The following is a 21828-nucleotide window of genomic DNA, read 5'->3' on the forward strand; positions in this document are numbered from 1 at the left end:
GCCATAACAAGACGGAGAGTTTTCCATGCGAGTAACCAGTCGCTTTAGCCTCTTTGCGGCCACCGCTGCGTTGACAGTCTCGTGCGCAGCTAACGCCGCACCTGTGTTCATAAACATCCTTACAGGTGGTACTAGCGGGGTTTATTACCCCATTGGGGTTGGGCTGTCACAGATATACAGCGATGGGATACCGGGTGCGAAGACTTCTGTCCAAGCGACCAAAGCCTCGGTGGAAAATCTCAACCTTTTACAAGCTGGTCGTGGGGAGCTCGCTCTGGCGCTTGGTGACTCTGTGGCTGATGCAAAAAACGGAGTAGAAGATGCCGGCTTCAAGGCCCCGCTGACAAAGTTGCGAGCAATTGCAGGCGCCTATCCGAACTACATTCAAATTGTTGCGAATAAAGAGTCCGGCATCAAAACCTTGGCGGATTTGAAAGGGAAAACCATCTCCGTCGGCGCCCCTAAGTCCGGTACCGAACTGAACGCACGTGCGATTTTCAAAGCGGCGGGATTGACGTACGAAGACATGAGCAAAGTCCAATATCTACCCTTCGCGGAGTCGGTAGAGCTGATCAAAAACCGTCAGTTAGATGCCACGCTTCAGTCCTCGGGGTTAGGCATGGCGGCCATCCGCGACCTTTCCTCAACCATGCCATTGAACTACGTCGCGATCCCTCCTGATGTGGTTACGAAAATCGGCAATGCCGCTTATCAGCCTGCACAAATTCCAGCCAATACCTATGACGGACAACCTGAGTCAGTGCCTACTGTGGCGATCACTAATATTTTTGTGACGCGCGAGGACGTCTCAGAGGATGTTGCCTACCAGATGACCAAGCTGATGTTCGAAAACCTCACTCGCCTGGGTAATTCTCACTCAGCCGCCAAGGACATCAAGTTGCAAAATGCTGCCAGGAATCTACCCATTCCACTTCACCCCGGTGCCGAGCGCTACTACAAAGAAGCTGGAGCGCTGTAATCCAAAAACGCGCCACGGGGATGGTCGCTAGAGCGATAGAGCGGTTCGTACCCTTCTATGTAGTTTTGAGGCAGGTACCCAATGAGCGAAGATCATCATGGCATCGCCGCCAACCCACGCGACTGGCCTAAGACGCTGTTCTACGTGGCGTTGTTGTTTTCTGTTTTCCAGATTGTTACCGCTGCGTTTGCGCCTGTTTCCAGCCAGGTGCTGCGCGCGGTGCACGTTGGTTTCCTGCTGTGGGTGGTGTTTCTGAGTTACCCGGCTTACGGCAGAGCACGTCCTTGGCAGCCGCTGGCCTGGATATTGAGCCTCGCGGGGATTACCACTGCTTTGTATCAATGGTTCTTCGAGGCGGATTTGATCCAGCGTTCAGGTGACCTGACTACAGCTGACATGGTGGTTGGGCTGGTATTGATCGCCTTGGTGTTTGAGGCGGCGCGTCGGGTGATGGGGATCGCTTTGCCTGTCATCTGTGGTTTGTTTCTGGCCTACGGTCTATTGGGTGAATACCTGCCAGGCGACCTGGCTCATCGAGGCTACGGATTCGATCAAATCGTCAACCAGTTGTCATTCGGCACCGAAGGTCTCTACGGGACACCAACCTACGTTTCCGCTACCTATATTTTCCTGTTCATTTTGTTCGGGTCCTTTCTCGAACAGGCCGGCATGATCAAATTGTTCACAGATTTCGCGATGGGACTGTTTGGCCACAAACTCGGGGGGCCGGCAAAAGTATCGGTCGCGTCATCGGCTTTGATGGGGACGATCACAGGCTCAGGCATTGCGAACGTTGTCACAACCGGGCAGTTCACGATTCCATTGATGAAGCGCTTCGGCTACAAGGCAGCATTTGCTGGCGGCGTAGAGGCGACTTCGAGCATGGGCAGCCAACTGATGCCGCCTGTGATGGGGGCTGTCGCGTTTATTATGGCGGAAACAATTAATGTCCCGTTTGTAGAGATCGCCAAAGCTGCGTTAATTCCAGCCATCCTGTATTTCGGTTCGGTGTTCTGGATGGTTCACCTTGAGGCAAAACGTTCCGACCTTAAGGGGTTACCCAAAGACCAATGCCCCAGCGCATGGGGTGCGGTAAAGGAAAGCTGGTATTTGCTGATTCCGCTTTTTGTCTTGGTCTACCTGCTGTTTTCCGGACGTACTCCGCTGTTCTCCGGAATGGTGGGGCTGGCGCTAACAGCCATCGTTATTCTCGGTTCGGCAATCATTCTTCGGGTGTCCAGTTTCGCGTTGCGGTGTGCGTTCTGGATCGCGCTTGGTGTCCTCTGCGTCGGTTTTTTCCAGTTGGGTATTAGCGTGATCTTTGCGGTGATCGCCACGTTAGTGGTCATCTGCTGGTTCATTCAGGGAGGCCGAGCAACCCTGAGTATTTGCCTGCATGCGTTAGTCGAAGGTGCTCGCCATGCTGTACCGGTCGGGATTGCTTGCGCGCTAGTGGGAATCATCATCGGCGTAGTGTCATTGACGGGGATAGCCTCGACTTTCGCTGGTTACATACTGGCCATCGGCAGGGATAATTTGTTGTTGTCACTCATACTGACGATGATTACCTGCCTTGTGTTGGGCATGGGTATCCCGACGATTCCCAACTACATCATTACCAGTTCGATTGCAGCACCTGCTCTGCTTGAGTTGGGTGTGCCGCTGATCGTGTCGCACATGTTCGTTTTCTATTTCGGAATTCTTGCAGACCTTACGCCACCGGTTGCCTTGGCATGCTTTGCCGCGGCGCCCATCGCCAAGGAAACAGGATTCAAGATCAGTCTGTGGGCGGTTCGTATTGCATTGGCTGGCTTTGTCATTCCGTTCATGGCGGTCTACAACCCTGCGCTCATGATGCAAGGCGACAATTTGTGGATGACGGCTTATATGTTGGTGAAGACAGTGTTGGCCGTTGGCCTCTGGGGAATGGCGTCCACAGGTTATCTGCAACAGAAGATGCCGATTTGGGAGCGTGTATTGAGTTTCGCCGCAGGTGCTTTGTTGGTCGTTGCGCTGCCGTTGACTGACGAAATCGGTTTCGTGCTGGGTGTGTTGATAATACTTCAGCATGTCTGGCGATCTCGTCGTGTCAGACCGGCCATCGCATGATTGGCTTGTGCCTGGGTTTGGCCGGCGTCGCCTGGGCCCAACTCCCTGTTTCAAGCTTTACACTGGCTTGGAACCACTCAATTGAAAAAATTCGTTGGGAAGAAGACTACCGCGTCTCGGAGCAGGGACTTGTGCTCACCGAGGCCAGGGTCAAAGGGAATGGCGCGGGTATGGAGATTCCCCCGGAGGCCAGGTTGGAAAAAGGCAGTTGGCACTATCAACGTCACCTGCCGCCTTTGCAGCCTCTGAGTCTGGGACGCACCCCGCAAGCAGGTGACTACCAGTTATGCTTCCAACAGCAATGTCATGAGATGAGCGAGTGGCTAGGGCCACCCGTCAGCAACCCGGCCTCAGTGGATCTATGGAGTTGCTGGACGGACTCAGGACAACGCTAAGTGACCGGGGTAGCACAAACGTGAAAGCCCTGTCCGGATACGAACGTCCAGTACCCGGACAGGGGGCGCATCAGCTCATGCCCAGCCAGTTTGGTAAAGCCAGGGAGATCCAAGGCACGTAGGTAATCAGGATCAGGAACAGGAACAGTATCATCAGCCAAGGCATGGCGGCTCTGATCGTCGCCGGCAGTGTCATACCCGTCACAGCAGAGGTCACGAACAGGTTCAGACCCACGGGCGGCGTGATCAAGCCGATCTCCAGATTCACCACCATAATGATGCCCAGGTGAATCGGATCGATACCCAGCTTCATGGCGATGGGGAAGAGGATCGGTGCCAGGATCAGGATGATGGCCGAGGGTTCCATAAAAGCCCCTGCAATCAACAGCACAATGTTCACCACCAGCAGGAACATCACCGGTGTCAGCCCCGCTTCAATCACCCACGCGGTGATCTGTTGCGGTAGCTGCTCAGTGGTCAAAACGTGCGCGAAGAGCATGGCGTTGGCAATAATGAACATCAGCATGATGCTCAGCTTGGCCGAGTCCAGCAGGACCTTTGGCGTTTCGCGGAACGTCAGGTCTTTGTAGACGAACAAGGCGATGAAGGCCGAGTACACGGCCGCCACCGCCGCAGCTTCGGTGGGGGTAAACATCCCGGAGTAGATACCTCCCAGGATGATGAACATCAGCAGTAGACCCCAGATCGCCTTGCGTGCCGTGCCAAGCCATTCACGGAACGTCGCGCGCGGCATGGCGGGCAGCTTTTTCTTCACGGCGACGATGTAGATCGCCACCATCAGCGCCAACCCCAGCAGCAGGCCTGGTAACACGCCCGCCATGAACAGTTTGCCGACAGACGTTTCGGTCGCGGCGGCGTAGACCACCATGACGATCGAGGGTGGAATCAGGATGCCCAGGGTCCCAGCGTTACAGACGATCCCCGCGCCGAAGGCCTGCGGATAACCGGAGCGGACCATGCCGGCAATGGCAATTGAACCCACCGCCGCCACAGTGGCTGGGCTCGATCCTGAAAGGGCAGCGAACAACATGCACGCCAACACGGCAGCGATAGCCAGACCACCACGGATATGACCGACACAGGCATTGGCAAAGTCAATCAGCCGCCGAGCGACGCCACCGGTGGTCATGAAGGCCCCCGCGAGCAGAAAGAACGGGATGGCCAGCAGCGTGTAGTGCTCCGACGTTTCGAACAACTTGATCGCCAGTGAGCGCACGGAGTCCGGGCTGAAAAAAACGATGGTCAGTGAGCCTGCTAACCCCAGGGAGATAGCAATGGGAACGCCGATCAACATCAGCACGAACAATGATGCAAAGAGGAAGGCAATGGTCATGACTTGTCATCCTCGTGTTCGGTCAGCTTCAACGCATCTGCGGCTTCATCAGCCAGGCCCAGGCCGGTCTGCCTGTTTTGCAGGATGCGCACGAGAATTTCAGCGAAACGGATGAAAACCAAGGCGAACCCTACGGGGACGATCAACCCGATGTGCCATTGCATGATCCCGTATTGGCCCAGGTCTTCGGCGCCAATTTGGGCAACCATCAAGGTCTGGATCCAGCCAAAACTGGCGATGCTGAGCAGCCCGGCATAAGTCAGGCAGAAAAGGCAGGCGATAATGCCAATGAACCGTTGCACCGGTTTGCTGGCCAGTTTGACCAGGGCGTCGACGCCGATATGGCCTGCGGTGCGCACGCCGTACGACAGCCCGAAAAATATCAGCCAGCCAAACAGGGCCTTGGTCAGTGAGGTGCTCCAGGTCATGGCTTGTGCCATACCCATGACGCCGTCGCCGATGGCGAACAGCGATTCGCTGGCGCCTTCCCAGCTCTCGGCGAGGCGGTAGAACAGGGTGTAGAGGTTGTTGAGGACAACGTAGACGAATGTTACCAACGTCATGGCCGCCAGAAGGAAGACGATGAAGCCTTCCTCGAAGTGTTCCCAGATGCGCCGAAGAGCATTCATGGATGGCATCTCCTGTAGCGGATGGCAGGCAGGTGCTGCCAAGGCGGCAACACCTGTCGTCCACCGATCATTGGGCCTGGTTGGCAGCTTCAGCCGCGGTGATCAGCTCGGCGCCGATATCGCCTTCGAACTTCTTCCACACGGGCTTCATCGCAACGCGCCATTGGTCGCGCTGCTCAGGCGTCAGGATGATGATCTCGGTGGTCTTGGCCGCAATGATGCTCTGCTTGGCGTTCTGATTCAGCTGCTCGGCCTCTTTGTTCACATGGGCGGTGACTTCGACGAGGATCTTGTCCAGCTCGCCACGAAGCTCTGGCGATAAACCATTCCAGAATTTGGTGTTGGTGATCAGCATGTAGTCCAGTACACCGTGGTTGGATTCGGTGATGTACTTCTGTACTTCATGCATTTTCTGGCTGTAAATGTTCGAGTAAGGATTTTCCGCTCCGTTGACAACACCGGTCTGCAAGCCTTGATAAACCTCGGCGAAGCTCATCTTGCGTGGATTGGCGCGTATGACCTTGAACTGTTCCTCTAGCACGGCAGAGGCCTGCACCCGGAACTTCAACCCACGGGCATCACCCGGCACTCGGAGCGCTTTGTTCGCGGACAGTTGTTTCATCCCGTTGTGCCAATAGGCCAGTCCTGTGATGTTTTTGTCTTCCATGGACTTGAGCAGTCCCTGGCCCTGCGGGCTCAGCTGAAAGCGGTCAACGGCGGAGATGTCATCAAACAGGAAAGGCAGGTCGAACAGTTGAACGGTCTTGGTGTAGTGCTCGAACTTGGCCAGCGACGGTGCAATCATCTGTACGTCCCCGAGCAGTAAGGCTTCCATCTCTTTGCCATCGCCAAACAACGAAGAGTTGGGGTAGACCTCTACTTTGACCTTGCCGGGCAAGCGTTCTTCCACCAGTTTCTTGAACAGCAGGGCGCCTTGGCCTTTGGGAGTCTGCTCTGCAACGACGTGGGAGAATTTTATAATCACCGGATCAGCAGCCATGACCGTGCTCATGGTGCCAAGGGCAAGGGCGCAGGCGAGTGCTTTCCACATGGGTTTGAACATGGGGGGAATTCCTCTTGTTTTAGTTTTTCGTGCGATTCCATGCTCTGAAAAGCATGCGCACGGCGGACAAGAGCAAGTCTAGGCAGAAAACCGCGATTTGAAAGGCGATGACTGAATGTAGTTAGAAATCTTGTCTGTAAGAGGGTGTCGCCTTCGGAAACACTCTCTTACAATATTAACGCTTGGCGTGAATGCGCTAAGGGTTAGCGGCGTGTCGTGTTTAATCGGCTTCGGTGATTTCAGCGTTGTTATCCGGCGTTTATCGCATGGTCAACGTCAACTGATACGCCCCCTGGGCCCGGTTAGTACGGGTGATCGTCACGACGCCACTGCCCACTTCAAGTTGCACGTTCTCGCCTTTCAGTATCGATTCGTCAATCTTATGCGGTATTGATAAGCCCAGCGCTCTCACCGAGAGGCGCTTGGTGGCTTTGATCATTTCACGCTTGGCATCATCGGCGAGAGAGGGCGACGCGATATCGATGATCAGACTGAGATGTTCAGGTATGTGGTCGGCGCCTTGTGCAACAAATCTAATAGTATTGCCGCTAGTACTGTCGGCGCGGATATCCCGTACAGGACTCGAACAACCTTCCGTCCCATCCGCGCTGGTCGACCATGTATTCGCGCGCAGTCGAGTATCGCTGTCAGGGCCCGAAAACACAGTATCTTTCGCAATCCAGCTAGGCGGACCAGCGAATCCAAAATTCGCTATCGCAACAATAGCCAATAGCCAATAGCCAATAGCCAATAGCCAATAGCCAATAGCCAATAGCATGGGCAGAAATTTTATAGCGTTTTCTCCAATGCAAATATATGGGCTAAGACATCCCTCCACGGAACAGATTTATTGTCCGCTGAAAATAGCATTTAATGGCTTCTACGATCGGTTGCCTGACTAACCTCTTAGTGTGACCAGGTAACACCTAAGAATAATTACTCGGCTTGTCTAAGCGCTTCGATAACGAAGGTGACAGCTGCAATTGTGCGCAGTGCCTTTGTATCGCCGAATTATACAAACGCTGTGAATTGTCATGGTTCAATGAGGCGATAGGAGCGCCGAATCTTTATGAGGGCCGCTCATTGAGCAAATGCCCAGTCGCAAGAAAACGCTTGTCAAAGCGAACAGCGTTATCGCAATGTCCAGGTGGAGTTGGCGCACGCTAACCGTGTCGCGACGATGGGCCAACTGGCAGCTTCGATAGCCCATGAAGTCAGCCAGCCTATTGCCGCCACCGTTATGGGGGCTCACGCTGCGCTGCGTTGGATGGGCGCCCAGCCACCTAATCTTGGCGAGATAAAACAGGTACTCGACAACGTGATTAAGGATGCTCATCGCGCGGCCGAGGTTCTGGATCGGATCCGGGGGCATATCCGCAAGGCCCCGCCACAAAAGGGACCCGTAGACATCGCGAAAATCATCGGCGAAATGGTCGAATTCACTCGCAGTCAGGCAACCAGTAATGGTGCTTCGGTGCATACAGACATCGCGCAAGATTTGCCGTTAGTACACGGCGATCGTGTAGAACTGCAACAGGTGTTGCTGAATTTGATTCTTAACGCTTTAGAGGCAATGAGCAGCGTCAACGGCGGCGAGAGACAGTTACAGATCAACGCCGAGATGGAAGAGCAGGGCAGCGTGCTGGTGCAGGTGAGCGACAGCGGCCCAGGGTTCGCTGCAGGTGAAACCGAGCGGGTGTTCACCGCTTTCTATACGACCAAGGCGACCGGCCTGGGCAAGGGGCTGTCAATCTGACATTCGATCATAGAGGCGCATGGCGGTCGATTATGGGCAAGTTCGAATCAGCCCCGGGGAGCGATGATTCAATTCTTTCTGCCGCCTCATACGCCTGCCTGATCGGTCGCGACTAGCCCTCTGCCTTGTCGATATTCGTGGGTAGGTCGTCCTGCCCCGGTAACTCAGTAATTACACTGAAGTCACTCACCTCAACGGCCCCCAACCCGTAGCCCAGCAAGTGAAAAGAGAACGCCTTGCGCGGCTGCGGATTGTCGAAACTGAAGTGCATCTCCAATGGCTGATCCGCAGTGACAATCATTTCTGCGGGGAGGCCCAACGGGACATCCTGTTCCCGCTCCTTGGCCTTGAGCAGAATGTAGGCATCCTGTTGTGGATCTACCGAGCGCACGGTCAGACGCACGCGAGTGAGTGAGCCCTTTGGCATTTCCAGGTACTGCGCGCCAATGAGGTTATCGGCCCAGTCATCCTTGATCGCTGTCTGAAGAGGGATGATGGCGGAACTGCCGAACTGGTAGTGCTGGTTCAAGGGTGTGCGCAGCAGCGAATGATCCAGCGCCGTCGCTCTGGCTGCGATTTGACGGGCGCGCTTGCCTCCGTACTGACCAGTCAAGGTCGCATGTTCCGCGATGAAGCCTGGGCTGGCGTAATTCCGGCAGCGCTGTTGAAAGTCACACTCGGTCAAGGTGCCCTGACCATTGTGATAGCGCAGCTTGTCGTTGGTGTACGACATGATTTCGCGGCCCGTTTCATAGTCGCGAAACAGCGAGCGACCGCTCAAGGCTGGGGGGAAGGGCAAGGCGAAATAGTCGAGTATCGAGGCACTCAGATCGACATGCCCGTAAACCCCGGACTTCACCTTGGGCAACTGATCCTGCTCGGGCGCGAGCATTAGATTGAAGCCCCAAGAGGACGCCAGGCGCACTCCATCGATACCGTGGGATTCATCCGAGGTGATCACCACCAGGGTGTCTTTCAACATTCCCTGACGTTCCAGGCCGTTGAGGAATTGCCCAAGCGCATCATCCAGATACCCGACGGCGGCCTGCTTGGGTGTGTCGTAGCGCTCCAGGTAGTCTTCAGGAGCCGAATAGGGCTGGTGGGTGCCAACGGTCAGTAGCGTCAGCATCCACGGTTTTTTCTGTTTTTTCAGCTGGCCAACGTACTCAAGGGCTCCTTCGAAGAAGGCCTTGTCGTCCTTGCCCCAAGGGAATTCCAGGTAGTTGCTGTTGGTGAACCATTCCAGTCCATGAGTGGCATCGAAACCGATGTGCGGCATGATTTTGTCTTTTGCCATGAAACGCAGGCCCGCACCCTGGAGATAGTGCGTGGCGAATCCGTTCTGGTGTAACTGGGCTGGCAGGCACGCTTGATTGCGTTCGCTCTGGGTCAACATTTCCACCCCCTTCGGCGTGCCGTTGTCCAGTTTGTCGTAATCGCCACACAGCATTGCATACAGACCGCGAATGGTTTGGTGGCTGTGAAGGACGTAGTCCGGCGTATTCATGCCGCGCTCTGCCCATCGACTGAGATTGGGCATGAGATTTTCCTGATAGCTGCTGTGCAAGGCTTCGCGATTCACACCCACGTAGGCGCCGGGAATACCTTCCAGTGCGATGATCAACACATTCCGCGCCCGCCCGGGAGCGGCGAGCAGTTTCTGTCCTTCCAGATCGAGTTGGGTGAGTCCCGCCATTTGTGGAGTGACATCGACAACATCACCTGCTAACCATTCTTCAGCACTTGACTGAACGTCTCCAACGCTCGCGGACAGTAACTGATGCGGGAGGTTGAACAAGCGCCAAGGGTCTTCGTCGGTGGGGTAGAGGTGCTGGGCGCCCCAGTGGCCGATCAACAGCAGCAACGGTGCTGCCCACACGCTACGTGGTAAGGCCGGAATAGGTTTGGAGCGGCCCATCCACTGCGTGATCAACCAGATCGCCAGTCCAAAGCACAGAGTGGCTGCCAGCCATGGCTGGGCGAAACCACCTCCGGTAGAGTTTTCCAAAAATTGAGGGTCAATCAAGTACTGCAGGTCTGTGGCGTTTGGAAACCTCCCGACCGCGCTGACGAGTTCAGCAGTCGCCAACGTCATAATTCCCCAAACCAGCAACACCGGCAGCGCTAACCACCAGGGACGACGATGCAGGGTGACGATGAGAAGACTGGCAATTCCCAGATCTGAAAGGTAGCCGAGTGGACTCGACCAACCCAGTGCCGCACGCAGGCATAGAGGCAAGATCAGGACCAATCCGATCAGCGCGACGAGGCGCGCATAGGGTTGTCGTAACCAGTGACGGATAACGTTCACAAAAAGACCTTCCAGACATTAAAGCTTCATACAAGTGTGCTGAATGGTATCAAGCGATGGCAGGACTGGTCGGGACATTCGAATAGGAGGAGGGGTACTGAAACGGTGGGTAGCCTGGATATTGGCCTGCCGGCTAAAAGCTTCAGCTCTTGACCCCCGTTCCAGAGCCCTGAATGAAGGATATTAATGCCGGGTGATGGCCGTGAACATTAACTGTTTCAGGCTGTTTAACGTGTTCCGTCCGATTGCGGGCGGACGTGCGCACGGCATCACAATGCCGGGTGACGAGAACGTTGTAATTCGCCACACTTTTGGCTTTTGGCTGTGGTTAAACTATAAATCGATTCACCATTCCACTTAGATCAACAGCCGGCCGTGACAACTCATTACTGGCCGCACTGGTTTGATTGGCACCTGCTGCAGACTGAGTCGACAGGTCGCGGATATTAACCAGATTACGATCAACCTCTCTAGATACTTGTGCCTGTTACTCCGAAGCGCTTGCAATGACCAGATTTCGCTCGTTGATCTGAGAAATAGGCTCGGTTATCTGTGTTAAAGAATCACCCGCGGCATTTCCCAGGTATTTCTCCGCACCATCCCCGCTCAACAAGTTGGCTCATCGTGCATGCCGTCGGTAATAACAAGGGCAGGTCATAAATCTGCCCCAGACCTGGTATGAGTGACTCTCTCTCGCTCGGTTGACGGGTCAATCCTTGATTTCACTCGGATCGCTGACCAACATTACTTTGTCCTGGATAGCGGCCAAGGCGTATTCGAGAAATGACCTGCCTCGTCCCAAATTCGCCGCCTTATCCTGCTGCAGTGCCTGTTGCAGAACGACGAGAAGATTCTGCGTCTTCGAGGATGAGGCAGGCGTCAAATTGTCTTCTTCCAAATTCCCCTTTACGTATTTGGCAATGCGAGTGGACTGGCTTGCCGAATGGCTGATGGAAGCCTCGACCAACTCACCTTCGGCATAACCGATGCGGCTCGTGCTGCTGGCCTGATCGTTGATCTGGTAGTACAGGTAATTCTGCGATTCCGAGTCCGTCGTCAGTTCCAGCTTTTGCCCGGCATACAGAGGCTTATGGTACTGGGCTGTCAGATGGGATTGCTGATCCTGAACAAGCGTGCGATTGAGCCGATTCGCACCTTTGGATTGCGTGGATTGGGAAACGTCATAGCTGAATGAATCAAGTTCGGCAGGCCGCGCAGGATTGCCGTTTACAGTCTTCTCGGTGACCGTCGCACTGAAATCGGCCAGGCCGGTAAGCAAGCTGCGGTCGGTGTCTGTCAGGTAGTTCGAGCCTGGGGGCTGCCGCACGGTTGCGGCGAGGCTTTCCGAGTAATTTGTGTGAACGGCCTTAAATGCACTTTCGAACATCGATAGCAGGTGTCGGTCGCCGTCGCCTCGGTCGCGCGCCGCTTCTATTTGACGGATGTACCCCTCAAGCGCCTTGGCCTTCTGAGTGCTGTTGCCCAGAATCGCAGCATTTTTCAAGTCCACGGCTATGTTGAGATCGCCCGATGCGCCCTTCATGCTTACCCGGCGCTGGCTTGCATCGGCATGCAGCTCAAGGGTCTGCGTGCTGTCATCGCTGAGCTTGAATCGTTTCACCAGATCGACCGAGGAAAACACCTTGGAGTCGAACTGAATCAAGGTGTCCAGTTTGAGTTGCGGAGGCACCGCAGTGAGCCCTTGAATGGCCGACTCAAATCCGTCTGCCATTGCGCCCAGCGCAGCAAGTTCTTCTTTGCTGAGATCACCACCCTCGACCTGCGCCTGTACCGCCAGCGCATTGTCCTGACTGGAGAGGGTCAGTTGGATAGTTTTGCCACTCGCTGTATTCAGCGTGAGGCTGATGGAGTTATCTGCGATGCCACTATGGAGTTTGGCTTGGGCAGCCGCCAGTTCGCCAGCTTCAAGAGGCCTTCCAGTCGATGAGCGAAGGACTGACTGGGAAATGTTCTTGTTGGTCTCAGCCAGTTGCAAAAGCAGCGATGCGCCCAGATTTTGGAACCGGCCGGCCGTCGACGAACTTCCGAAATTGCCCCTCATGTGCAAGGACACTTTGTCATGCTGCGTGTATTCCCAGGAAAGCGGTGCGTCAAGCTGCGCTATCCCGCCCCGGGAGGTATACGTCAGTGCATCGACGGCTTTGTTATCTTGCAGCAAGGTGACTATCGACGAGGGCGAATCAGTGACGGCTGTTGATTCGATGGGATTGCCGATGGGCACGGTGGCCACCACTTTAGCGATTGCCAGTGGCTGGGGGGCGGAGATTGAAGATATCAGGGTCACGGCAGCTCCATGCTCATTAAGTTCCTACCTCACTAGTCGGCGGTGATAGTGACAACTTGAGGTCCGCCCGGAGGTACTACCGGAAAACGACAACCTTGCAGGGATCAGATACCAAGCCAGTCACCTTATGATCAGTCTCTTGTTGCCTGGCTGTAGAATCGTGCATCAATGCCCGGGCGATCAGAGGGAAGGGCACAAACACCCGGGGGCCAACAAAACTTGCTGCCAGAATTTTTTTTGAAATCAAGGGGTTGCCAGCCTCAGGAAATGAGTACATAATTCACGCCATCGAAAGCACAGACGGCTGAAAAAGCTCAATGTTTTCAAGGAGATAGAGCGTGAATCATAAGCTCGTTTCCTGTTCCAGGTTTGTACACATTTGATGTTGCGCTACATGACATCAAATGTTTGAGGCCGAGTAGCAAAATGGTTATGCAGTGGATTGCAAATCCACCTACGCCGGTTCGATTCCGACCTCGGCCTCCACTATAAACAAGCTCCGTAGATCTATGATTTACGGAGCTTTTTTATTTGCGCAACCTTGCAAGATTTTGTCTTGAAAAGGGGATCTGCGAACTTGCTTCACCGGGGCGGGATGTATATATTTCGTCCTCTGTTGCACAAGCCAGACAGCTTCACCGCGCTACCGCCCGAATGGCGAAACTGGTAGACGCATGGGACTTAAAATCCCCCGCTCGTAAGGGCGTGCCGGTTCGATTCCGGCTTCGGGCACCATACATATCAAAGGCCTGCATGAGGAAACTCATGCAGGCCTTTGTCGTTTCTGCTCCGCAATTCTTGATAGATGATCCTCGTCAACCTCAAACCTGGTTCTGCCAGATTTTTGTAGCAGCGGTGCGCCGAACATAATCGTTGAAGTCGCGCGCGGGCCGGCCAAGTGCGCGCTGAACGCCATTGGCTAACGGCGTGTTGCGACCGTCGAGCACCGTGGTGAAGAGATAAAGCACCAGGTCAATCGACTGCGCAGGAAGTTGTGCCTGCTCCAGTGCCTGACGATATGCATCCGGCGGTACGGCGACGAAACTGATCTCGCGCCCGGTCCCTTGAGCAATCTCCTCGACCGCTTGGGCAAAAGTCAGTGCCCGTGGCCCGGTCAATTCATAGAGTTGGCGTGAATGCCCCGGTTGGGTCAGTGCCTGGACTGCAATTTCGGCAATGTCCTCCACATCGACGAAGGGCTCCGCGATATTGCCGACGGGAAGGGCCAGTTCTCCTTCAAGAATGGGCTCCAGAAAATGCGCCTCGCTGAAGTTCTGGAAGAACCAGCTGGCCCGCAGGATCGTCCAGTCGACACCGCTGTTTTGAATGACGCGTTCGGCTTGTTCCGCTTCAACCTCGCCACGTCCGGACAGCAGAACCAATTTGCCGACGCCACGTTTGACGGCCAGGTTGGTAAACGCCTGGATAGTATCGAGGGCGCCCGGAACGGCGAGGTCCGGTTGATAGGAAATGTAAACAGCGTGAACGCCATCAAGCGCCGCATCCCAGGTCCGTCGATTTTCCCAGTCAAAGGGAGGATTCGCGCCGCGAGAACCCAAGCGCACAGGCAATCCTGCGGCCTGGAGATGCTGGGTGATCCTGCGCCCTGTTTTACCGGTCGCACCGAGAACGAGGAGGGTGTCCTGAGTGGTTTTCATCGCGTTCGTCTCCATCGGGTTAATGTGAGTAATACTCACGTTAAGAAGATGATAAACGCTCATGTTCTACCGTCAACCAATGTTAAGGAGGAAACCGACATACGGATGCAACCACTTGGGGGCGTTCGCGGGGGGTGCTAAGGTGAGTGCTTGTCATGTTATTGATCGGAATCACGCCAGTGCCAAAGAAAGCTGCCACCGGGCTCGAGCAACCTGCTGCAGAGCCGACCCGCCGCAATCCCACGCAACAACGCAGTCGCGAGCGGCAGGAGCGAATCCTGGCGGTGGCGACGCAACTGATCGCAACCAAGGGCAGCGACCAGGTAAAAATGAGCGAAATTGCCGAATGCTCGGAGATCTCGATCGGATCGCTTTATCAGTACTTCCCTGACAAGAGCTCGGTCATTCGTACACTGGCCGAGCGCTATAACGCGGCAAGCCGTCGTTGTATCGAAGAGGCGCTGGTGACGGTGCAAGATGCGCAAGGGTTGGCGGATGCCTATTCGGACCTGCTGGATCAGTATTACGAGATCGTTCAGGCCGAACCTGCGATGCGTGATATTTGGTCAGGCATGCAGGCAGACAAGCAGTTGCTGGCGTTGGAGCTGGAGGAGAGTCGTGTGGCGGGCGGCTTGCTGGCCGATGCGATGCTGCGGGTGTTTCCAGGCAGCGATGCGCAGCGGGTTGCTGATTCTGCCTTTCTGATCTGGCAGCTAGGTGAAGCGACTATGCGACTGGCCATTTCTTGTGCGCCCGAAGAGGGCCGGCGGTTGTTTGAAGCCTTCAAGCGCATGTCGCTCGCTGAAATCATGGAGCCGGCGAACCTGAACACGTGCGACTCATCAACAGACTTGTCAGGGCCAATCCCCCGGTGAGAGCGAGCCGGCTCGCGATGGTTGAAGGTCAGTCACATCAATGTTGAATGTGCTGCCCTCATCGCGAGCAGGTTCTCTCCCGCACGAGATATTTCCTGGCGCAGTTTTTAAACGAAAGGCTGGCCGGTAAAACCACGGGGTAACCTTTGCAATCCGGCCATGGCGGTCAACCGTTGTACCCAGGCGGCGCGCCAGTCATTGGCGGTGTGAGTGACTTTGGCCTTACGCGCAGCACGGCGTGCTGCGTTACGTTCGGCTTTGCGCGCGTCCTTGAACGCGTCGGTGTTGCGGCAGCTTCTGCACTTTACGCGGGTCAATTCGCTGGTTGATGTGAGATTGCTGCCTTTGTGACCGCAGGCCAGATGCCCGCTGACTTTGAAGTGAGTGACCATGGGACGTCTCCTTCGTGACGTGTGACTGTTTGACCTCCAGCTAATGAAGACGTTCGTTGGCTGCCCAGCGGGCAAAAAAATGGCCTGCATGCGGGCAGGCCAAGGGGTTCATCAAAGGAGTGAACCCACTGTAGGGTGTGTGTTGTGAACGTTACGTGAAAAGAAGTCACAAAAAATCCCGGCGTCAGGCCAGGTAGGGTGTGGAGAAAAAGATAATCAGACAGGCACGGACGCGCTGACGATGAAGTCGCCATTCACACGTCCTGGATCAGGCCCTGTTCTTGAATCGCGCGCCCAGATCGAATCATCTGAACCGAGGAAGAGGCGGGTCGACAGGTTTTAACGAAGACAGGGTGTTTCGAATCAGTGGCGCGTCTTTTTCAATGTCGTTCAGGCGGTCACGAATTCTGAGGGCTGTCGGATGCCCTCCTTGATGATCTACCCAATCGGCAATCTCCTTGCACGCAGCGGCAAGTCGAGCCTGGCGGGAGTCGAGCAGGGTAAGCAGGGTGGTGATGGACTCTTTTTCGGACATGGCAAACACCTCCGTTCAAGAAACCTGACAAATAGCAGCAAAAAGCCCGCTGGGTGCGAGCTTTCTGCCGATGGGGTCGCTGGTCCTTCAGCTGATTTCAGTATAGACCCGGACTTCAGGCTTGTCGGGCCGTCACTTGTGACCTGGTATTGAGCTGCCGGCATTCACGTTGGGCATCTTCTTCAAGATCAAAGCCGTCACCGATAAAGCCACGGGTGCGGGTATCTTCAATGCGATACCAGACGGCGGCGTCGGGTGGTGGGTGGCCGGCTTCTCCGGCCCGGCGGCCATGAATGATGATCTTGTTGCAACGCTTCACAACGAAAATGTCTTCCATGGCGTCACCGCAGCTGATTCATGTCCACATCAACTATAGAAGCTCTTTGCAATCGTGCAAAAAATGGACGGGTCATTTTGTCGATTCTGCCTCAGCGATCATTTTCTCCAGATACATGGCGAGCCCGACTTCTTCTGCCCTGAGACCTTTACGCAGTCTCGGCCGCGGCAGTTGGGCCAAGGCGCCGAGCATAAAACCTTCGAGCACCGCCGGGTGGATGTAGCACTTGCGGCACACGGCCGGGGTGTTACCGAGTTGCCTGGCAACGTTCTTGACCATCTCGACCACATGCCGTTTCGCGTCCGACTCAGGCTCCCACTGCAACTCACGCAGCACCGACAACGCCAGGACGCTCCCGGCCCATGTCCGATAATCCTTGGCCGTGAAGTCGGCGCCGGTGAGGGTTTGCAGGTAAGCATTGACATCTGAGGAGCTGACGGTGTGTCGCTCGCCATTTTCGTCCAGGTATTGGAAAAGGTCTTGTCCGGGAATCTCCAGGCAGCGCTTGATAATTCGCGCCAGGCGTCGGTCTTTCAAGGTGATCTGGTGTTCGACACCACTCTTGCCGCGAAACTGGAACAGGATCGCGCTGCCGTTGACCTCGACGTGACGGCTGCGCAGGGTGGTCAGGCCATAGGATCGATTTTCCCGGGCGTATTGCGTGTTGCCGACCCGGATCAGCGTCGCATCGAGCAAGGTAATCACGGTGGCCATGACTTTATCTCGGCTGAAATCCGGAGCGTCCAGCAGCGTTTCAAGCTGTTTGCGCAGCTTCGGCAGTGCCAGGCCAAAGTCCCGCAGGCGTGAGTATTTATCGGCATCGCGCACTTCGCGCCAACGCGCGTGATAACGGTATTGCTTGCGACCGCGAGCGTCACGGCCGGTGGCTTGCAAATGACCACGCGGGTCGGCGCAGATCCACACATTGGTATAGGCCGGCGGCACGGCAAGGGCGTTGAGGCGCTTGATTTCGTCGGGATCGGTAATGCGCTGGCCCGCAGAATTGAAGTAGCAGAATTTGCCGCGCAAGCGTTTGCGGGTGATTCCAGGCTGCGTGTCGTCGACGTAGTGCAGGTCGGGTGGCAGCACATCGGGCAGCGCGGTATCGGGCATGGCAAAAAATCCTTGGCGACGAAGTCAGGGGGCCTGTACAGCCATTGACCGCGTCCATTCGCCGTGGTGCCGACGAATTTACGCCAGCACGGCCACCGCTTTGATCTGCGCCCAGAGTTGCTGGCCGGGGTGCACGCCCAGTTGGTCCCGGGAGTAGCGGGTGATGCGTGCCAGCAGCGGTGTGCCGGCCGCATTCAGGCGGATCAGCACGTGGGCGGCGTTATCGGCGCCGATTTCGCTGATCACCGTCACCGGCAAGCGATTGAGGATGCTGCTGTGCTCGACGCCTTGCAGGCTCAGGCTGACATCCCGCGCCTGGACCTTGCAACGTAGCGCCTGGCCTTGGGTCATCGGAGCGTGCGCCACGCGAATGCTCAGGTCGGTATCGGGCAGCTGCAGCGTCAGCAACTGATAGTGCGGGTCATAGGCGCTGACATGGCCTTCAATCACCACGCCCGCATCGTCGCCCAGCGCCAGGGGCAAATCGAGACGCGCCAGGGTTTCACCGATTGGTCCGCTGGCCAACGCCTTGCCCTCGCTGAGCAGGACGATGTGGTCGGCCAGTCGGGCGACCTCATCCTGTGAGTGGCTGACGTACAGCACCGGGATATCGAGTTCATCGTGCAGGCGTTGCAGATAAGGCAGGATTTCGTTTTTGCGCTGGCTATCCAGCGCCGCCAGCGGTTCGTCCATCAGCAACAGTTTGGGGCTGGTGAGCAGCGCGCGGGCGATGCCGATTCGTTGCCGTTCGCCTCCGGACAGGTGCTGCGGATGGCGGTCCAGCAGATGACCAATGCCCAACAGTTCAGTGGCATGCGCCATGTCAACCCGGCGTTGCTGCTTGGGGATGCGCTTCAGCCCGAACTCCAGATTGGCCAGCACCGAAAGGTGAGGAAACAGGCTGGCCTCCTGAAAAACATACCCCAGCGCACGTTTATGCGGCGGTACGAAAATCTTCTTGTCACTGTCCTGCCAGACTTCATCGTTGACCTGAATAAAGCCCTGTTCGGCCTGCTCCAGACCGGCGATACAGCGCAGGCACGTGGTTTTGCCTGACCCGGAATGGCCGTAAAGTGCCGTTACTCCGCGGCCGGGCAATTGCAGATCCACCTCCAGGGCGAATCCTGAATAAGTCAGTTTAAGGCGCATATGAATCATCGATCAGCTCCAGCCCGCTTTGGTTTTACGGCTGGAATAGAGCGCCAGCAATACGGCAAAGGAGAACACCAGCATTGCCCCGGCGAGCCAATGGGCCTGGGCATATTCCATGGCTTCAACGTGATCGTAGATCTGCACCGAGACCACGCGGGTCTTGTCGGGAATGTTGCCGCCAATCATCAGCACCACGCCGAACTCGCCGACAGTGTGGGCGAAACCGAGAATGGCCGCGGTGATGAAGCCGGGGCGAGCCAGCGGCAGAATCACGCTGAAAAAGGTGTCCCATGGATTGGCGCGCAAGGTAGCGGCCACTTCCAGCGGGCGGGTGCCAATGGCGGAAAAGGCGTTTTGCAGCGGCTGGACCACGAACGGCATCGAGTACAGCACCGAACCGATCACCAGTCCCGCAAAACTGAATGTGAGCGTGCCGAGCCCCAGTGACTGGGTGAATTGGCCGACAAAGCCGTTAGGGCCGAGCGCCAACAATAAATAAAAGCCAATCACCGTGGGCGGCAGGACCAGGGGCAGGGCGACAATTGCCCCGACCGGGCCGCGCAACCACGAGCGTGTGCGCGACAGCCATAACGCAATCGGAGTGCCGATGATCAACAGGATAAGCGTCGTCAGGGACGCCAGTTTCAGGGTCAGCCAGATGGCGGAAAAGTCGGCACTCGTCAGCGTCATTTAGAGTTGGTAACCGTAGGACTTGATAATGGCGGCCGCTTTCGCCCCCTTGAGGTAGTCAGCCAGTGCCTTGGCGGCCGGGTTGTCCTTGCCCTTGTTGAGGATCACCGCGTCTTGTTTGATCGGGTCGTGCATGTCGGCCGGGACGATCCAGGCCGAACCGCCGGTGACTTTGCCGTCTTTGTAGATCTGCGACAAGGCCACGAAGCCGAGTTCAGCGTTGCCGGTGGAAACGAACTGATAGGCCTGGGTGATGTTCTGGCCTTCAACGAGCTTGTCTTTGACCTTGTCGGTCAGGCCCAGTTTGGCCAGCACCTGAGTGGCGGCAAGGCCATAAGGCGCGGCTTTCGGGTTGGCGATGGAAAGGTGCTTGTATTCGTTCCTTTTCAACACATCGCCCTTGGCATCGACGTAATCCTCCTTGGCTGACCACAGTGCCAGCGTGCCTACGGCGTAGGTGAAGCGCGAACCCTTGACGGTGTCGCCTTCAGCTTCGAGTTTTTGCGGGGTGGTGTCGTCGGCAGCGAGGAACACTTCGAACGGCGCGCCATTCTTGATCTGGGCGTAGAACTGACCGGTTGCACCAACGGAGGTGACCAGTTTATGCCCGGTGTCTTTTTCGAAATCGGCGGCGATGGCCTGGATCGGCGCGGTGAAGTTGGCGGCGACGGCCACCTGGACTTCGCCTGCCTGAGCGGAGCCGAACGCGAAGACGGCGAGCAGGCTTGCGAGGCAGGCCGGGGCAAAACGTGAGGCACGCATGGGCATGAAACGGCTCCGTGATAGGCGAATGCAACGAGGGGACGAAACGCTATATATCGAAATATATAGCGTAATGCCCGCAAACGGAATGTGTTGGAGCCGAATCTGTGAAGTTGCGTGATCCTGGAGCAGCAGGCTACAGCAGCGTGCTTCAGCGACGGAGCAACTTGGCCAAACCTTCCTCCGCCAAACGCCGAGTCAGCTCTGCCGTACTCACTTCAACGCCCAACGTGAATGCCTGCCCAGCCCAGAGATTGCTGAAATCCGCTTCGCCCTTGGCCCGCAACGGCATCAACGCACCACCGGCCAACGGGAAGGCCGGGGCTTTATCGCTCATGGGGCCGAGTTCGCGCATCACCCGATTGAGGATTCCTCGTGCTGGGCGGCCGGTGAAAAGATTGGTCACCGCCGTCTCGCTTTCCTTGGCCGTGCGCAACGCCTTGTGGTGAGACGCGCTGACCTTGGCCTCTGGCGTGAACAGGTAAGCCGTCCCCACCTGCACCGCCGAAGCGCCCAGCAGAAAAGCTGCCGCCACCCCCCGCGCATCACTGATCCCGCCCGCTGCAATCACCGGCACTTTCACCGCATCGACGACCTGAGGCACGAGGGCGAATGTGCCGACCTGACTGCTCAAGTCATCGCTGAGGAACATTCCCCGATGTCCGCCTGCCTCGTAGCCCATGGCGATGATCGCGTCGCAGCCATGTTGTTCCAGCCAGACGGCTTCTTCGACGGTGGTCGCCGAGGAAAGAATTTTCGCCCCGGTGGCTTTTACCCGATCCAGCAGTGATTGTTCCGGCAGGCCGAAGTGAAAACTCACGACTTCGGGACGGAATTCTTCGAGCACTTCGCAGGCGGCGTTATCGAACGGCGCGCGATTGGATACCGGTGTGGGGGCCTCGAAATCGACGCCCAGTTCCCGATAATACGGTTCCAGCAGGTTTTTCCATTCCCGAGCCCGTTGCTCATCGGCGGCCGGGGTCTGATGGCAAAAATAGTTGATATTGAACGGACGCTGGCTCTGTTGGCGGATCGTCTTCAGCTCTTCGCGCAACTGCTCGATGCTCAGCATCGCCGCGGGCATCGAGCCCAGGCCGCCAGCGTTACTCGCGGCGATAACCATGGCCGAGCCGGTAGCGCCGGCCATAGGTGCCTGGATGATCGGCAGTTCGATGCCGAGCAGGTCAAGAATACGGGTGTCTGGCCATTGGCTCATTTCAATGATTCTCCGGCGGATAGAACCGGTTTTTTACCAGCAATGGTTGATGTAGAGCCAGTCGACTTTTGTATCCGGGACGTTTTCCATTATTCAAGGGCCTTAAAAAAAAGGCGTAACCGCACGTCATGGTAGCGCTCGGTGCATCGTAGGTTTGGCTAAAGTCTTGTACGGCGAGATGTTTCTTTGTGGTATTT

19 protein-coding genes, 2 tRNA genes and 2 pseudogenes are annotated in these 21828 nt (G+C 56.3%); 7 read left to right on the plus strand and 16 right to left on the minus strand.

Annotated elements, in window-relative coordinates:
* Positions 1 to 25: 25 nt before the first annotated feature.
* From BLU63_RS26085 to BLU63_RS26095, 3 genes are all read left to right on the plus strand, one after another.
* Positions 26 to 979 carry a TAXI family TRAP transporter solute-binding subunit gene (locus BLU63_RS26085; RefSeq protein ID WP_083376616.1) on the plus strand — a complete coding sequence of 318 codons (954 nt, stop codon included), beginning with the start codon at positions 26 to 28 and terminating at the stop codon, positions 977 to 979.
* Between the two features lie 81 nt (positions 980 to 1060).
* A complete protein-coding gene (locus BLU63_RS26090; protein WP_083376617.1) occupies positions 1061 to 3088 on the plus strand; it encodes a TRAP transporter permease in 2028 nt (675 codons plus the stop codon).
* Positions 3085 to 3483, plus strand: coding sequence for a DUF1850 domain-containing protein (locus BLU63_RS26095; RefSeq protein WP_083376618.1), 399 nt, complete (start codon positions 3085 to 3087; stop codon positions 3481 to 3483). Before BLU63_RS26090 ends, BLU63_RS26095 begins: the two co-directional genes overlap by 4 nt.
* Before the next feature lie 70 nt (positions 3484 to 3553).
* Here BLU63_RS26095 and dctM read toward each other — a convergent pair whose 3' ends face one another.
* The 4 genes from dctM to BLU63_RS26115 all read right to left on the minus strand — a co-directional run bounded on the left by dctM (position 3554) and on the right by BLU63_RS26115 (position 7307).
* Positions 3554 to 4837, minus strand: a complete 1284-nt coding sequence (gene dctM / locus BLU63_RS26100) for a C4-dicarboxylate TRAP transporter large permease protein DctM (RefSeq protein ID WP_083376619.1) — start codon at positions 4835 to 4837, stop codon at positions 3554 to 3556.
* Positions 4834 to 5466, minus strand: coding sequence for a TRAP transporter small permease (locus BLU63_RS26105; RefSeq protein WP_083376620.1), 633 nt, complete (start codon positions 5464 to 5466; stop codon positions 4834 to 4836). Before BLU63_RS26105 ends, dctM begins: the two co-directional genes overlap by 4 nt.
* A gap of 67 nt (positions 5467 to 5533) precedes the next feature.
* Positions 5534 to 6529, minus strand: coding sequence for a C4-dicarboxylate TRAP substrate-binding protein DctP (gene dctP / locus BLU63_RS26110; protein ID WP_010460763.1), 996 nt, complete (start codon positions 6527 to 6529; stop codon positions 5534 to 5536).
* A 259-nt stretch (positions 6530 to 6788) separates the two neighbouring features.
* Positions 6789 to 7307, minus strand: a complete 519-nt coding sequence (locus tag BLU63_RS26115) for a hypothetical protein (protein WP_083376621.1) — start codon at positions 7305 to 7307, stop codon at positions 6789 to 6791.
* A gap of 318 nt (positions 7308 to 7625) precedes the next feature.
* On the opposite strand from BLU63_RS26115, the pseudogene BLU63_RS33190 reads away from it, so the two are divergent.
* Positions 7626 to 8387: pseudogene (locus BLU63_RS33190) on the plus strand (sensor histidine kinase); the annotation flags it as partial.
* A 10-nt stretch (positions 8388 to 8397) separates the two neighbouring features.
* On the opposite strand, the gene BLU63_RS26125 reads toward BLU63_RS33190, so the two are convergent.
* From BLU63_RS26125 to BLU63_RS26135, 3 genes and pseudogenes are all read right to left on the minus strand, one after another.
* Positions 8398 to 10380 (minus strand): LTA synthase family protein, encoded by a 1983-nt coding sequence (locus BLU63_RS26125; protein WP_391564242.1) that lies wholly within the window; start codon positions 10378 to 10380, stop codon positions 8398 to 8400.
* A gap of 544 nt (positions 10381 to 10924) precedes the next feature.
* Positions 10925 to 11179: pseudogene (locus tag BLU63_RS26130) on the minus strand (methyl-accepting chemotaxis protein); the annotation flags it as partial.
* 126 nt (positions 11180 to 11305) lie between these two features.
* Positions 11306 to 12901 carry a hypothetical protein gene (locus tag BLU63_RS26135; protein ID WP_083376623.1) on the minus strand — a complete coding sequence of 532 codons (1596 nt, stop codon included), beginning with the start codon at positions 12899 to 12901 and terminating at the stop codon, positions 11306 to 11308.
* Between the two features lie 412 nt (positions 12902 to 13313).
* Here BLU63_RS26135 and BLU63_RS26140 point away from each other — a divergent pair.
* Together BLU63_RS26140 and BLU63_RS26145 are read left to right on the plus strand one after the other, a co-directional pair.
* Positions 13314 to 13387, plus strand: a tRNA-Cys gene (locus BLU63_RS26140).
* A gap of 162 nt (positions 13388 to 13549) precedes the next feature.
* A tRNA-Leu gene (locus tag BLU63_RS26145) sits at positions 13550 to 13636 on the plus strand.
* 86 nt (positions 13637 to 13722) lie between these two features.
* Here the strand turns inward: BLU63_RS26145 and BLU63_RS26150 are convergent.
* Positions 13723 to 14559 (minus strand): NAD(P)H-binding protein, encoded by an 837-nt coding sequence (locus BLU63_RS26150; RefSeq protein ID WP_083376624.1) that lies wholly within the window; start codon positions 14557 to 14559, stop codon positions 13723 to 13725.
* A 155-nt stretch (positions 14560 to 14714) separates the two neighbouring features.
* Here BLU63_RS26150 and BLU63_RS26155 point away from each other — a divergent pair, with 155 nt between their 5' ends.
* Positions 14715 to 15434 (plus strand): TetR/AcrR family transcriptional regulator, encoded by a 720-nt coding sequence (locus BLU63_RS26155; protein ID WP_083376625.1) that lies wholly within the window; start codon positions 14715 to 14717, stop codon positions 15432 to 15434.
* Positions 15435 to 15541: 107 nt separating this feature from the next.
* On the opposite strand, the gene BLU63_RS26160 is transcribed toward BLU63_RS26155, so the two are convergent.
* From BLU63_RS26160 to BLU63_RS26195, 8 genes are all read right to left on the minus strand, one after another.
* Positions 15542 to 15826 carry a hypothetical protein gene (locus tag BLU63_RS26160; protein WP_010460748.1) on the minus strand — a complete coding sequence of 95 codons (285 nt, stop codon included), beginning with the start codon at positions 15824 to 15826 and terminating at the stop codon, positions 15542 to 15544.
* A gap of 304 nt (positions 15827 to 16130) precedes the next feature.
* The gene (locus BLU63_RS26165; RefSeq protein WP_010460746.1) at positions 16131 to 16361 is read right to left on the minus strand and encodes a hypothetical protein; all 231 of its coding nucleotides are present in this window, start codon (positions 16359 to 16361) and stop codon (positions 16131 to 16133) included.
* 115 nt (positions 16362 to 16476) lie between these two features.
* Entirely contained in the window at positions 16477 to 16698 is a 222-nt protein-coding gene (locus tag BLU63_RS26170) for a hypothetical protein (protein ID WP_083376626.1), read from the minus strand.
* 72 nt (positions 16699 to 16770) lie between these two features.
* Positions 16771 to 17811: a DNA topoisomerase IB gene (locus BLU63_RS26175; RefSeq protein WP_083376627.1), complete on the minus strand. Its 1041-nt coding sequence runs from the start codon at positions 17809 to 17811 to the stop codon at positions 16771 to 16773.
* 78 nt (positions 17812 to 17889) lie between these two features.
* Positions 17890 to 18969 carry a molybdenum ABC transporter ATP-binding protein gene (gene modC, locus BLU63_RS26180; RefSeq protein WP_083376628.1) on the minus strand — a complete coding sequence of 360 codons (1080 nt, stop codon included), beginning with the start codon at positions 18967 to 18969 and terminating at the stop codon, positions 17890 to 17892.
* A gap of 3 nt (positions 18970 to 18972) precedes the next feature.
* On the minus strand, positions 18973 to 19653 hold the full coding sequence (gene modB / locus BLU63_RS26185) for a molybdate ABC transporter permease subunit (RefSeq protein WP_083376629.1): 681 nt from the start codon (positions 19651 to 19653) through the stop codon (positions 18973 to 18975).
* On the minus strand, positions 19654 to 20421 hold the full coding sequence (gene modA, locus BLU63_RS26190; RefSeq protein ID WP_083376630.1) for a molybdate ABC transporter substrate-binding protein: 768 nt from the start codon (positions 20419 to 20421) through the stop codon (positions 19654 to 19656).
* A gap of 145 nt (positions 20422 to 20566) precedes the next feature.
* The gene (locus BLU63_RS26195; protein WP_083376631.1) at positions 20567 to 21631 is read right to left on the minus strand and encodes an NAD(P)H-dependent flavin oxidoreductase; all 1065 of its coding nucleotides are present in this window, start codon (positions 21629 to 21631) and stop codon (positions 20567 to 20569) included.
* Positions 21632 to 21828 lie beyond the last annotated feature (197 nt).

The organism is Pseudomonas mandelii (genome assembly GCF_900106065.1).
Lineage (GTDB): Bacteria > Pseudomonadota > Gammaproteobacteria > Pseudomonadales > Pseudomonadaceae > Aquipseudomonas > Aquipseudomonas mandelii.

What these genes read in the sequence shown, in the direction of transcription:
- BLU63_RS26095 (WP_083376618.1), top strand. Translation starts at nt 3,085, where the DNA reads ATGATTGGCTTGTGCCTGGGTTTGGCCGGCGTCGCCTGGGCCCAACTC.
- BLU63_RS26085 (WP_083376616.1), top strand. Translation starts at nt 26, where the DNA reads ATGCGAGTAACCAGTCGCTTTAGCCTCTTTGCGGCCACCGCTGCGTTG.
- dctP (WP_010460763.1), bottom strand. Translation starts at nt 6,529, where the DNA reads ATGTTCAAACCCATGTGGAAAGCACTCGCCTGCGCCCTTGCCCTTGGC.
- BLU63_RS26175 (WP_083376627.1), bottom strand. Translation starts at nt 17,811, where the DNA reads ATGCCCGATACCGCGCTGCCCGATGTGCTGCCACCCGACCTGCACTAC.
- modA (WP_083376630.1), bottom strand. Translation starts at nt 20,421, where the DNA reads ATGCCCATGCGTGCCTCACGTTTTGCCCCGGCCTGCCTCGCAAGCCTG.
- BLU63_RS26170 (WP_083376626.1), bottom strand. Translation starts at nt 16,698, where the DNA reads ATGGAAGACATTTTCGTTGTGAAGCGTTGCAACAAGATCATCATTCAT.
- BLU63_RS26195 (WP_083376631.1), bottom strand. Translation starts at nt 21,631, where the DNA reads ATGAGCCAATGGCCAGACACCCGTATTCTTGACCTGCTCGGCATCGAA.
- BLU63_RS26150 (WP_083376624.1), bottom strand. Translation starts at nt 14,559, where the DNA reads ATGAAAACCACTCAGGACACCCTCCTCGTTCTCGGTGCGACCGGTAAA.
- modC (WP_083376628.1), bottom strand. Translation starts at nt 18,969, where the DNA reads ATGATTCATATGCGCCTTAAACTGACTTATTCAGGATTCGCCCTGGAG.
- BLU63_RS26115 (WP_083376621.1), bottom strand. Translation starts at nt 7,307, where the DNA reads ATGCTATTGGCTATTGGCTATTGGCTATTGGCTATTGGCTATTGGCTA.
- BLU63_RS26105 (WP_083376620.1), bottom strand. Translation starts at nt 5,466, where the DNA reads ATGAATGCTCTTCGGCGCATCTGGGAACACTTCGAGGAAGGCTTCATC.
- dctM (WP_083376619.1), bottom strand. Translation starts at nt 4,837, where the DNA reads ATGACCATTGCCTTCCTCTTTGCATCATTGTTCGTGCTGATGTTGATC.
- BLU63_RS26090 (WP_083376617.1), top strand. Translation starts at nt 1,061, where the DNA reads ATGAGCGAAGATCATCATGGCATCGCCGCCAACCCACGCGACTGGCCT.
- BLU63_RS26160 (WP_010460748.1), bottom strand. Translation starts at nt 15,826, where the DNA reads ATGGTCACTCACTTCAAAGTCAGCGGGCATCTGGCCTGCGGTCACAAA.
- modB (WP_083376629.1), bottom strand. Translation starts at nt 19,653, where the DNA reads ATGACGCTGACGAGTGCCGACTTTTCCGCCATCTGGCTGACCCTGAAA.
- BLU63_RS26125 (WP_391564242.1), bottom strand. Translation starts at nt 10,380, where the DNA reads ATGACGTTGGCGACTGCTGAACTCGTCAGCGCGGTCGGGAGGTTTCCA.
- BLU63_RS26155 (WP_083376625.1), top strand. Translation starts at nt 14,715, where the DNA reads ATGTTATTGATCGGAATCACGCCAGTGCCAAAGAAAGCTGCCACCGGG.
- BLU63_RS26165 (WP_010460746.1), bottom strand. Translation starts at nt 16,361, where the DNA reads ATGTCCGAAAAAGAGTCCATCACCACCCTGCTTACCCTGCTCGACTCC.